The organism is Actinoplanes sp. NPDC023801 (assembly GCF_040639655.1).
Lineage (GTDB): Bacteria > Actinomycetota > Actinomycetes > Mycobacteriales > Micromonosporaceae > Actinoplanes.
The window spans coordinates 116,265-127,894 of sequence record NZ_JBFAAI010000011.1 but is presented as its reverse complement, the minus strand read 5'-3'; the positions used below and the strand labels follow the sequence as shown (position 1 = coordinate 127,894).

General features: G+C 70.1%; 9 protein-coding genes. 5 read left to right on the top strand and 4 right to left on the bottom strand.

The window, feature by feature from the left end; all coding sequences use genetic code 11:
• The first annotated feature begins 261 nt into the window (after nucleotides 1–261).
• From AB0G04_RS21090 to AB0G04_RS21080, 3 genes are all read left to right on the top strand, one after another.
• A complete protein-coding gene (locus AB0G04_RS21090; protein WP_360985414.1) occupies nucleotides 262–2,619 on the top strand; it encodes an immune inhibitor A domain-containing protein in 2,358 nt (785 codons plus the stop codon).
• A 118-nt stretch (nucleotides 2,620–2,737) separates the two neighbouring features.
• Nucleotides 2,738–3,214, top strand: coding sequence for a hypothetical protein (locus AB0G04_RS21085; protein ID WP_360984996.1), 477 nt, complete (start codon nucleotides 2,738–2,740; stop codon nucleotides 3,212–3,214).
• A 66-nt stretch (nucleotides 3,215–3,280) separates the two neighbouring features.
• A complete protein-coding gene (locus tag AB0G04_RS21080) occupies nucleotides 3,281–4,207 on the top strand; it encodes an alpha/beta hydrolase (RefSeq protein ID WP_360984993.1) in 927 nt (308 codons plus the stop codon).
• 479 nt (nucleotides 4,208–4,686) lie between these two features.
• Here the strand turns inward: AB0G04_RS21080 and AB0G04_RS21075 are convergent, their stop codons facing one another.
• The 4 genes from AB0G04_RS21075 to AB0G04_RS21060 all read right to left on the bottom strand — a co-directional run bounded on the left by AB0G04_RS21075 (nucleotide 4,687) and on the right by AB0G04_RS21060 (nucleotide 9,089).
• Nucleotides 4,687–5,052, bottom strand: coding sequence for a hypothetical protein (locus tag AB0G04_RS21075; protein WP_360984990.1), 366 nt, complete (start codon nucleotides 5,050–5,052; stop codon nucleotides 4,687–4,689).
• Nucleotides 5,049–8,216, bottom strand: a complete 3,168-nt coding sequence (locus AB0G04_RS21070; RefSeq protein ID WP_360984987.1) for an SseB family protein — start codon at nucleotides 8,214–8,216, stop codon at nucleotides 5,049–5,051. The genes AB0G04_RS21075 and AB0G04_RS21070 overlap by 4 nt, the downstream gene beginning before the upstream one ends.
• 245 nt (nucleotides 8,217–8,461) lie before the next feature.
• Nucleotides 8,462–8,755: a WXG100 family type VII secretion target gene (locus AB0G04_RS21065; RefSeq protein WP_360984984.1), complete on the bottom strand. Its 294-nt coding sequence runs from the start codon at nucleotides 8,753–8,755 to the stop codon at nucleotides 8,462–8,464.
• Between the two features lie 16 nt (nucleotides 8,756–8,771).
• Complete coding sequence (locus AB0G04_RS21060) at nucleotides 8,772–9,089, bottom strand: WXG100 family type VII secretion target (protein ID WP_360984981.1); 318 nt, start codon at nucleotides 9,087–9,089, stop codon at nucleotides 8,772–8,774.
• Between the two features lie 264 nt (nucleotides 9,090–9,353).
• Between AB0G04_RS21060 and AB0G04_RS21055 the strand changes: the two genes are divergently transcribed.
• On the top strand, nucleotides 9,354–11,120 hold the full coding sequence (locus AB0G04_RS21055; protein WP_360984978.1) for a type VII secretion protein EccE: 1,767 nt from the start codon (nucleotides 9,354–9,356) through the stop codon (nucleotides 11,118–11,120).
• Nucleotides 11,121–11,217: 97 nt separating this feature from the next.
• A complete protein-coding gene (locus AB0G04_RS21050) occupies nucleotides 11,218–11,592 on the top strand; it encodes a phage holin family protein (RefSeq protein ID WP_360984975.1) in 375 nt (124 codons plus the stop codon).
• Nucleotides 11,593–11,630 lie beyond the last annotated feature (38 nt).

The window sequence follows — 11,630 nt, the reverse complement described above, 5'->3', positions numbered from 1 at the left end:
TGTGCCACCAGCCTTTTGTCGTATTTGCCGGTCCTCGTGTTATGGCCGGACCATATCGAATAACCGTTGGCCATCAATATCCTCGACGATCCCCGAACATCGTTTGGTTTGCATACGTTCACCTGAGTCCCGAACGACGGGACCGTTTCACGCCGGACGCCCGTAACCCCTGTGATCCGGCTGGCGAAAGCGGAGGTAAACGTAGTGCGCAAGGTGGTCGCAGGACTGCTCGGCGCCGCGGTTGTGACCAGCGTCGGTGCAATGGCACCGATGATGGCCGTGGCGGCGCCACCCTCGGACTCAGCCCCGGCTGCGCCCGCTAGCGAATCCGCTCACCTCGACGACCATGACATGCCCAACCCGCTCGAGGAGAAGCGCCGCGCCCTGCGCGAGCAGGCGGTCTCCGAGGTGGTCAGTGGCAAGGCCAAGGTCGAGACGGTGAACGGAAGCCGGGTTGTCAACCTCGGCAAGACCTATGGCAACGGCGGCTTCGGGCACCCGGGCAAGAACCAGTACGTCGAGCTCCAGCGCGAGAAGACGGACAAGATCTTCGTCATCCTCACCGAGTTCGGTAACCAGCGTCACCCGTCGTTCCCGGACCAGGACACGACACCGCAGTTCGCCGGCCCCTCCACCTTCGAGGGCCCGCTGCACAACGCGATCCCGGAGCCGGACCGGTCGGTGGACAACTCCACCATCTGGCAGGCGGACTACTCGCCCGCGTACTTCAAGAAGCTGTACTTCGGCACCGGCAAGAACGTCGAGTCGGTCAAGACCTACTTCGAAGAGCAGTCGTCCGGCCGCTACAGCGTCGACGGCCAGGTCTCCGACTGGGTCAAGGTGCCCTACAACGAGGCCCGGTACGGCCGGTCGAGCGACAACCCGACCGACGCCAACGGTGACGACCCCGCCGTCTGCGCGAGCAGCAACTGCACCAACGTGTGGGAGCTGGTCAAGGACGGCGTGAACCAGTGGTACGCGGACCAGAAGGCGGCCGGCAAGACCGAGGCCGAGATCAACGCCGCGCTCGCGGAGTACGACGTCTACGACCGTTACGACTTCGACGGTGACGGCAACTTCAACGAGCGTGACGGCTACCTGGACCACTTCCAGATCGTCCACTCCGGCGGCGACCAGGCCGACGGTGACCCGCACCAGGGTGAGGACGCGATCTGGAGCCACCGCTGGTACGCGTTCGTCAACAGCGCCGGCGCGACCGGCCCGGCGAACAACAAGCTCGGCGGCGCCAAGGTCGGCAACAGCGACCTGTGGGTCGGTGACTACACCGTCCAGCCCGAGAACGGCGGCCTCGCCGTCTTCGTTCACGAGTACGCCCACGACCTCGGTCTGCCGGACGACTACGACACCAGTGGTCTCGGCGACAACAACAGCGAGTACTGGACCCTCATGGCGCAGAGCCGTCTCAGCGCCAAGAACGACCAGGGCATCGGTACGCGTCCGGGCGACCTCGGCGCGTGGAACAAGCTTCAGCTCGGCTGGCTGAACTACGAGTCCGTCAAGGCCGGTGCCAAGAAGGTCGTCAACCTCGGTCCGGAGGAGTACAACACCAAGAAGAAGCAGGCTCTGGTGGTGAACCTCCCGGACAAGCAGGTCACCCAGGACCTGGGTGCGCCGTTCGCCGGCAGCAAGCAGTTCTTCTCCGGCAACGCCGACGACCTGAACGTCTCGCTGTCGAAGGCGATCGACCTGACCGGCAAGACCTCCGCGAGCGTCTCGCTCAAGGGCCGGTACGCCATCGAGGCCGACTACGACTACCTGTACGCCGAGGTCTCCACCGACGGCGGCGCCAACTGGACGAAGCTCGACGGCACCGCCGCCGGCGCTCCGTTCGTCAAGGACGGCGCGGGCAACCCGGCGATCAGCGGCACCACCGCCGGCGCCTGGGTCGACATCAACGTGCCGCTCAACGCGTACGCCGGCCAGAAGGTCGACTTCCGCCTGCACTACGTGACCGACGGTGGTGTGTCGGAGGGTGGCTTCTTCGGTGACGACCTGACCGTCACCGCCGACGGCGCGGTCGTCTCGACCGAGGGCGCCGAGGGCACCTCGACCTGGACCCTGGACGGGTTCAAGATCGTGGGCGCCACCGTCACCCAGCTCTTCCCGCACTACTACATCGCCGGGTACCGCAGCTACACCTCGTACGACAAGTACCTGGCGACCGGCCCGTACAACTTCGGCTGGGCGAACACCAAGCCGGACTGGGTGGAGCACTACAACTACCAGACCGGTCTGCTGATCTCCTACTGGGACACCTCGCAGGTGGACAACAACACCAACGAGCACCCCGGTGAGGGCCGCAACCTCTACATCGACGCCCACCCGAAGCCGTTCCTGAACCCGGCCGGGGTTCCGTGGCGCTCGCGGGTCCAGGTGTACGACGCCCCGTTCGGCTTCCTGCCGACCGATGGCATGAAGCTGCACCTCAACGGTGCGGAGTCGGTCATCAAGCCGCAGCTGGGCAACCCGGTCTTCAACGACAAGGGCAAGTACTTCTACGAGGAGCTGCCGAACCACGGCGTCAAGCTCCCCGCGGTCGGCGTCAAGATCGCGGTGCTGAGCCAGATCGGCACCTCGATGAGCGTGGCCGTGTACTGATCCACGCACGACACCAGGACGGCGCCCGGGGCAACCCGGGCGCCGTTCGTGTGTACGGAACCGAACCGCCCTGCGATTCGTCCAATCTCTGACGCCCCAAGCGGGAAGGATCAGCTCCATGCGCACTCGAGCAACGTTCCGAATCGGTCTGGCCGTAGCGGCCGGAGCCGTGATCGCCGGCTGTGCGAACGGAGCGGAGGCGCCCCCCGCGTCGTCCCCGGCGCCCTCCGCCTCCGTCGCTCCCGAGCCGTCGGCAACCAGTCCGTCCCCGGAGAGCGGCAGCACCCCGAGCAGCCCCGCCACGCGGCCTGACAAGCCGCTGCCGACGATCACGCTGACCGACAAGCCGCCCAAGGAGCCCACCGACAAGCTGCCGGCCACCGGCTGGGTGGCCGGCATGGTCACCCGAGGGGGTACCGGCCCCTGCTACGGCCTGATCGCCGACGACGGCAACCGGTACGCCCTCTACTCCACCGCCGGCATCGACCTGAAGGAGGGCGACCGGGTGAAGGTGCAGCTGGAGGCCTCTCCCCTGCGGATCTACTGCGGCCCCGGCGACCTGATGTCGATGACCGACGCCGAGACCATCAAATGATCACGGTGCGGCTCCATTTCGCCACTGCCCGGCTGCATGTGTGACAGCGCCGCCTAGGCTGACGGCATGGGCGGTCGGGTGGACGAGTCGTGCGTGCTGACGGAGGGACCGTGGAGTCACCGTTTCGTCGGCGCCAACGGCAGCCGTTTCCACGTCGCTGAGGTCGGCACCGGCCCGCTCGTGCTGTTCCTGCACGGCTTTCCCGAGTTCTGGTGGGCCTGGAACGACATCATGCTCCGCGTCGCCGACGCGGGCTTCCGGGCCGCCGCGATGGACCTGCGTGGTTACGGCGCGAGCGACAAACCACCCCGGGGGTACGACGGCTACACGATGGCCGCCGACGTCACCGGTCTCATCCGGGCTCTCGGCGAACGCTCGGCGACCGTGGTCGGCGCCGGGGCGGGCGGCATGGTCGGGTGGGCCGCGGCGTCGTTCCATCCCAAACTGGTGAACCGCCTGGTCGTGCTCGGGGCGGCGCATCCGCTGCGGTTGCGGGCGGCCGTCTTCGCCGACCCGCGCGGCCAGCTCTCCGCCTCGTCCACCGTGGTCCGATTCCAGGTGCCGCGGTTCGAGCACAAGCTGACCCGTGACGATGCCGCCCTCGTCGGTGAACTGATGACCCGGTGGAGCAGCCCGCGGTGGGCGGCCACCCGTGAGTTCGCGGAGTACTCGGCACGCTGCCGGGAGGCCATGCAGATCCCGCAGGCGTCGTTCTGTGCCCTGGAGGCGTACCGATGGGTGGCCCGTAGTGCGCTGCGCCTGCAGGGTTACCGGTTCGTCAAGCTGATGCAGCGCCCGTCGAGCGTGCCGACCCTGCAGCTGCACGGCGCCCTGGACACGGCCGTGCTGCCCCGGACCGCGCAGGGCTCGGGACGCTATGTGACCGCCCCGTACGAGTGGCGGCTCATCCCCGAGACCGGTCACTTCCTTCACCAGGAAGCACCGGACGTGGTGACCGGCGAGATCCTCCGCTGGCTGAAGACACCTTCCTGATCTTCGCCTTACCGTCGCCTTAAGTGATCTTTATCTAGATCAACTGCGCCTTGGATCTGTCCTAATATCACGTTTGGTCACGGCAACCCCGGCCGGACCGTAACCAGGCGTAGTCATTGCACTGCTGTTCCACCCGTCCCTCACCCACCCTTCCCCACCGGATCCAGCCGGCTGACATCCCCCGCCGTCAGCCGGTCACGATCTCCGGATGCCGGGGCCGGCCCTCGAACCCCTTTCGCGGCCGGCCCCGGCACCCGGCACAGCCAACTCGTCGCTCCGGAACGTTTCCCTGCCCCGCCGCGAACGACGACCGGTCCGGCCGCACCGGCGCCCGGGAGGCCATCCCTTCTCTCCTCCAGGCCACCGGGCACCAGGACGGCCGAAGGGCTCCCCGCCCACTGGGCGGGGAGCCCTTCCCACAGCCACCGTCCACTGCCCGGACCGCGGGCGTCATCCACCCGGCCGGGCGGTCGGGAGAGTCAGATCCGGTGTTCGTAGCGGTCGCGAACCTCGTGGGCCGGTGCCCATCCCTGGTAGACGCCATAGTCGAACTCCTCGAGGCCCAACTGCCGGGCCACCGGCGCTCGTCCGCCGGTGTACTCGAGCCGCAGCCAGGAGTCAGCCTCGGCGAGGATGATGAACGGCTCCCCACGCCAGGTGCAGAGAGTGCGGACGTACGCCATGTCGTCGTATTCGTCGGGTTCGAGCACCCGGACGTAACGGCCCGGCTTCGCCTCGTGGAAGCCCTCGGCGGGACTGCCGGCGTAGATGCGGACCTTGTCGCCGTCGGGAGCCGCGTCGTACTCCCGGCCCTGCCAGGTGACCACGTAACCGTCGCGCATCACTGCTCACCCACCCGGCGCCACTGCGGGCCGTCCGCGTTGAAGATCGCCATCATCCGCTCGTTGCCGTCCGCGTCGATCCTCCACAGCTGGGCGCCGTGCGGCAACCGGACACTGTCCACCTTGAACTCCGCGATGACGTCACGACCCTCGCCAGGCGCGAAACCGTTGCCGCGGAACGGCGGACGCTCTATCACCCAGCCGTCCATGGCACGCAGGGCCTGCTCGTTCTGCCCGCCGTAGGGGATGCGGTAGAGGCTCGGCCGGTACGCCGGCCAGCGCAGCACGAACGCTTCCTTGGCGTCCGGCTGGAACGGCGACGAGTCGAAGTAGAGCCCGAGGGCACCGAACAGCTCGCCAGGGGTGCGCAGGTGCTCGACCTCGGAGGCCCGGTGCACGAATCCGGCGACCCGGTCGTAACCCCGTTCCAGGTAGTAGTCGACCTGCTCGGCGGCGATCGTCTTCTGCATGACGGTGGCCTGCTGGGCCTCGTCGCTGGCCGGCTCGGGCGCCGGCACCGGGGTGACCTGCGCGTCGGAAGCGGGCGCTTCGACGGGCTCAGCGCCGAGACCGGCCTCGGTGGCCCAGTTGGCCAGAGCGATGATCTGGGCGCCCGGGTACTTCGCGCCGACAGGTGTGCCCGGGTTCACCGCGAACGACCAGGCCGGGTCGGGCCAGTTACGGATCAGCTCGTAGAAGCGGACCCCGACCGTCCGGGTCGGCTCGCCGAAGTGCTCGGACAGCCGGTCCTTGCTGGTGAAGACGATGAGGAAGCGCTCGCCGCCGAAGTCTTCGGGCAGGAAGGCGAAGCCGGACTCGCCGGGGGCGCTGCCCGGACGGGAGTGGCTGGCGACCGGCACCAGGACCTGTGCCAGCAGCAGCGTGGAGAGGAAGACGTCGTTGTTGCCGGTGTCCGCAGCGTCCTGCAGCTCGCGCTCGACATCGTTGGCCGGGACGAACTCCTCGGAGGCCGGACCGCGCGAACCGGTGGCCGAGCCGGAGACACCGAGGTTGGTCGCTCCCGCCGGGGTGTAACCGCCGGTCGCCACGGGCAGTACCTGGGTGGCGAAGGGTGAGCCGGCCAGCGACTGTGTCGCGTACGCCGACGCGGGGCTGCCCTGCGGCGGAAGGCCGTAGGACGGGCCCGGAGCGGGCAGCGCAGGAGCGGCCGGGGCCGCGGACGACGTCGGCACCGCCGAGCCGTAGCCCGGGCCGGACGGGTAGGGCTCCGCGCCACGGCCGGCACCGGAGGTACCCGGGATCACCGGGGGCAGCAGGTTCGTCATGGTCGTCGCGGCGGGAGAGTCGGCCTCGGTGCGCGGGGCTATCGACGGTGCGGGCCCGGACGGGCCGAAGCGGTCGGCGCTCGGCGGCGGCGCCGCACGGTCCCAGGCAGGCGGGGCCTGCTCGGTCGCCGGAGGCCGGGCGCCGAGCGCCTGGGCGGCGGCGGCCATCGACGGCGGACGCTCCGACGGCGGGGTCACCTGGCGACGCGGCAGGGTGCCGGCGGGCCCACCGGAACCGGAGGCGGAGAGCGGAGGGCCGGCGGAGAGCGGGGGCACGGGCGGCGGTGCGGCGGCGAGCGGAGGCGCGGACGGTACCGGCGGCACGGCGGGACTCACCGGCTGGCCGCTGTGGCCGCCGAGGCCCGAAACGGGCGCCGGCCCACCGAACCCGGATCCCTGAGCCGGAGAGGGACCACCGAACCCGGACTCCTGAGCCGGGGAGGGACTACCGAGACCGGAGACGGGAGCCGAGGACTGACCGCTGAAACCGGACACCGGGGCCGAGGACGGACCACCGTACCCGGACACCGGCGCCGCTGCCGGAGTGTCGAACCCACTGCCCGGAGCACCGGGCGCCGGAGTGGCGGGGCGGATGGCGGGCGGCGGCGGGGTGGCGTTGCCGCCGGTGTTCGCCGCGTTGGTCGCGGCCGGCACGAATCCCGCCATGCTCGACATCGATCCGCCGCCGGTGGATTGACCCGGCTGCCGCCGGGGCAGAGCGCCGCTGGAGACCGGGCCGGCCGGCGCGACGGGCGGAGCAGGCGGGGCAGATGCGGCGGGCGGAGCGGGCGGGGCACCGGCCGGCTTCCGGCTCTGCTTGCCGGCCCAGTTCGGGTCGACGAGGGCCTCGGCCGGGTTGTACGGGGCGACGTGCTCCGGCACCGGCGGCGTGTTCGCCATCGGGGTGCGGACCGGCAGCGGCGCCCTCAGGTCCTGAAGCGGGCCGCGGGGGTCCTCCTCCGGACGGAAGGGCACAACCGGCTTGTCCCACCCGGGAGTCGCCATCGCGGAACCGGCGCCGCTGCCCCGGCTCGGCAGCGGAGGCGCGGCCGGAGCGGGCGGGGCAGCCGGGCTGCGCGGAACATCGGCGGACGGAATCGCCGGAGGAGCGTAGGCGGCCGGAGTCGGGGGCTGGTACGCGGAGGACGCGGCCGGGGCGACCGGGCTCCGGACCGGCAGGCCGCTCGGCGAGGTGCCGCTCGGGGTACGGATCGGCAGGCCACCGGGACCCATCGGTGGCGTGTTGCCGACCGGCGGGATCGGAGCGACAGCGGGCGCGACCGGGGCAGCCGGTTGCGGAGCCGGCGCAGGAACCGCCGCCGGGGCCGGGGAGAGCGGCCGGGCGGCCGCGGCAGCCGGCGCACCGGCCGTGGCCGGGTCGTAGGTAGGGCCACCCACTGCACTGTCACCGTTCCGGCTCGCCGCGAGGGCGGCCGCACCGAGCTCCTGGATCTTGGAGGCGCCGTGGGGCTCACGACCGGGACCGCGGGTTGGCAGCCTCAGGTCACCACGGGCGAGCTGAGCGACGAACCAGGCCGGTAGATATCCCTCGATCGGGAGCCCGGGGTTGACGGCAAGCCACCACTCGAGGTTCGGCCAGGTGTTCGCGAGCTCCGAATACGGCACGCGGCGCGCCGAACCCGAATAGTCGGCAAGACACGCTTGCAGCGCCGCGTTCGACGTGAACGCCAGCACGTGGGTGCGACCGCCGGTGCTCCACGTTCCCCAGCCCATCGGCGCGGTGCCGGCCAGGACGTCAGCGGAAACCGGTAACAGAAGGTCGACACCGGCGAGAATGCGGAAGTAGGACTCCTGGTCGTCGGTGCGCAACGCATCGCGCATCGCAACCTCGGCGTCCGTAGCCGGTTCCCACTCGGACACGTCCACCTCTCCCCACGCGTGTCAACGAGCCTACTCAACGCGTATAACCTACAAGGTCAGGCCACAATCACAATGGGCGGCGGCATGCTGACCGTAAGGTTGGACCGACGGCACCTATGAGGAGAGGCCGTCCGGGCCCCGCGGGCAGGCACCGATAGCTAGATGTGATCACCAAACAACCGATGGTAACCGCGGGAACCGGCGAAGCCATCTACGCGAACGGGCGACCCGGCTCGCGTATCGGGTTACTGGAACCGCTGGGCCGCGGCCCGCTCGGTGTCGTGGTAGTCGTCCTTCGACCGCTCGAGCGCCGACCCGATCTCCGTCAGGATGATCTGCAGATCCTGGGAGGCGGCCTGCCACTGCTTCTGGCGGGCCTCGTAGGACTGCTGAGCCGTGCCGGACCAGGTCCCAAGGAGCTTCTTGCCCTCACCCTCGAGGTATTCCAGGTCCGCGGTGAGCTTGTTCACCGCCTTGGCGATTTCCATGCGGGCCTGGTCGAGCGCGTTGAAGTTGACGAGCAGGTGACCGTCGTTCATGACTTCCTCCGGTAGGTCAGAGCGGCAGGGTGAACTGGCCGCCGGTCCGGCCGATGCTGGACGCGGCCTCGGCGTCGGAACGCTCGTAGCTCGCACCGGAGGTGCGGATACCCTGCGCGGTCTCGGCGAGGGCTTCGTTGAGCCGCTTCAGGTCGTTCGCATAGCGGATCTTGACGTCATCGAACGCCCTGGCACCCTGACCCTTCCAGGCCCCGCTGAGCATCGACAACTCGGTCATCAGCTGACTGAGCATGTTCTGCAGCGAGCCGTTGATCCGGTCGAACTCGTTGGCGGTACTCGCCATCTGTGCGGACTGGCTCTCAGTCTGCGACATCTGGACGTCACCCCTTTCGCAATCTGATCCGTTGTAGACCACGCACGCATCGACGCGGGCCACCAGGTTAGCCGCTCACGATCGGGCACACCGCCCGCCGCGACACAACAGCGACGACGTTAGCCGTCCGGTACGAGCCTCGTCTGCCCCGCACCGGCAACCTGTGGATAACTGTCCGGTCCGGGCAGCCGAGCTGTGGATAACTGCCCTACGATGAGCCGCGCATGAGCGTGAATGGACCCGGGTGACGGAGAGGGGCGGATCGTGAGCACCGAGGTCGCGGTCCCGATGGCCGAGTCCCTGATCCGCCCGCGCCGGGGCGGCCGGCTGCTCGGCGCCCGTCCGGAGCAGATCGTCGCCACCCAGGTCGCGGCGGTTCTGATCCTGACCGGCCTGGCGGTCGGCGGACTGGCTCTGGTCCCGGCCGTGGCGGGTGCGGCCGTTCTGCTCGCGCTGACCTGGCTCCGGCTGCGCGGCCGATGGGCCTTCGAGTGGCTCGGGGTCGCGGTCCGTTATGCCGGTCGTCGCCGGAGCGCCACGATCAACAGTCCCACCGCCCTGCTCGTCTACGCGGCGCCCCGGGTCCGCCTGACGCCCCTGGATCTGCCCGGTGGCACCGCGGCGGCACTCGCCGACGACTCGGGCCTGACGGTCCTGATCGAGCTCGGCGATCCGGCCGACGAGGCGTCCCGGATCCCTTCGTTCGCGGCCCTGCTGCACGCCACCGGCCGCGACCAGGCTGTCGGCGACCAGCCCCGGCTGCGGGTCCAGCTGGTGCTGAGCGCGGTGTCCGCGCCGACCTCCCGCGGTGGTACCGGCCCGGCGCAGAGCTCCTACCGCACCCTCGCCGAGGGCAGCTCGCTCGGCCATCTCCGCGCCGTGCTGGCGCTGCGGGTCTCCCGTGCCGGCGGCTGGTCGGACGAGGAGCTGCACCGCAGCCTGGCCGGCCTGACCCGTCGCCTGACCCGCCGGCTCGGGCCGTCGATGGCGCGCCCGCTGGGTGACGTCGCCGCCCTCCGGGCGATCGCCGACCTGGCGAACGCGGACACTGGCAGCGGCACCGACAGCGCCCAGGAAAGCTGGTCCGGCCTGCGCCTGGGCGGTCTGGTGCAGGCCACCTTCCGGTGCCGCCCGGCGTCCGATGCCGATCTCAACGGCAATCTGATCACCCGGATCCTGCATCTGCCGGCGGCCGCCACCACGATCTCCCTGACCCCGGAGGGTCTGTTCGTGCGTCTCGCCGCCCCCGACGCCACCGGGCTGGAGACGGCGATCCGGGCGCTGCGCAGCCAGCTCTCCGCCGACCGGATCCGGATCAGCCGGCAGGACGGCGCGCAGCTGCCGAGCCTGGCCGCGACCCTGCCGCTCGGCGGGCAGGCCATGGACGGCCGGGCCATCGGCGCTCCCGAGCTGCCCCTCAGCCCGGCCGGCCTGATGATCGGCCGCAACCAGAGCGGTGCGCCGGTTCTGATCCGCCTGTTCCGGCCGGAGCCGACGCGGGCGCTGCTGGTCGGTGGGCTGCCGGGGGCTCAGCTGCTGGTGTTCCGGGCGATGGCGACCGGGGCCCGGGTCCTGGTCCGGACCACCCGGCCGCACGCGTGGGAACCGTTCGTGCGGGGCGCGGCCAATCCGGGTGAGGCGATCACTATCCTGCCACCGGGCCGGCCGTTCGACGCTCCGGCCGGATCGGTGCGGCAGCCGACCCTGACGGTTCTCGACACCGGATCGGCGCCCGGCGGACCGGAGCCGGCCAGGGATGCGGGCTGGCAGACGACCCTGGTGGTCAGGGATGAGTTCGGCGCCGCCGATCTGCCGCACGCCACCGAGGCCGACGTGGTGGTGCTGCAGCGGCTGACGCAGGCCGAGGCGACCCTGCTCGGCGGCACCCTGGGCCTGGGCGAGACCGCGACGTACTTCCCGCGGATGCGTACCGACATGGTTGCGGTGATCAACCGGCGGGCGGTCCGCTGGGCGGTGTTCTCACAGACCCCGATCGAGCAGAGCCTGATCGGTGAGCCGGTTCGCCGCTGATTCCGCCCGTCACTGATCCTTAACTCCGGCATAGATCTCAAAAAGATCGCGGGGTGTCGTTTCCACTGGTGGACGGGCCATGGCACCATTCCCGGCCATGGGCATCCTCATCCGGCTGGTGATCACGGCCGTCTCGCTGTGGATCGCGACTCTGGTCATCGACGGCATCGAGCTGAACTCCGAATCCACGACCACCAAGGCGGGGACGCTGCTCGCCGTCGCGGTGATCTTCGGACTGGTCAACGCGGTTCTGCGACCGATCATCAAAACCATCGGCTGCGGCCTGTACGTCTTCACGCTGGGCCTGGTCGCGATTCTGGTCAACGGCCTGCTCCTGCTGCTGACGAGCTGGATCGCCGATCAGCTGGACCTGGCGTTCCACGTGGACGGGGTGCTGCCCGCGGTGCTCGGTGCACTGCTCGTCGGCGTTGTGAGCTGGCTGCTCAACATGCTGGTCCCCGACAACGACTGACAGCCTGAAGCAGACCAGTGAGGCGGAATTGGCCTCGT

Excerpts from the sequence above, each read along its gene's own strand:
- AB0G04_RS21090 (WP_360985414.1), top strand. The coding sequence starts at position 262 with ATGGCACCGATGATGGCCGTGGCGGCGCCACCCTCGGACTCAGCCCCG.
- AB0G04_RS21085 (WP_360984996.1), top strand. The coding sequence starts at position 2,738 with ATGCGCACTCGAGCAACGTTCCGAATCGGTCTGGCCGTAGCGGCCGGA.
- AB0G04_RS21080 (WP_360984993.1), top strand. The coding sequence starts at position 3,281 with ATGGGCGGTCGGGTGGACGAGTCGTGCGTGCTGACGGAGGGACCGTGG.
- AB0G04_RS21065 (WP_360984984.1), bottom strand. The coding sequence starts at position 8,755 with ATGAACGACGGTCACCTGCTCGTCAACTTCAACGCGCTCGACCAGGCC.
- AB0G04_RS21060 (WP_360984981.1), bottom strand. The coding sequence starts at position 9,089 with ATGTCGCAGACTGAGAGCCAGTCCGCACAGATGGCGAGTACCGCCAAC.
- AB0G04_RS21050 (WP_360984975.1), top strand. The coding sequence starts at position 11,218 with ATGGGCATCCTCATCCGGCTGGTGATCACGGCCGTCTCGCTGTGGATC.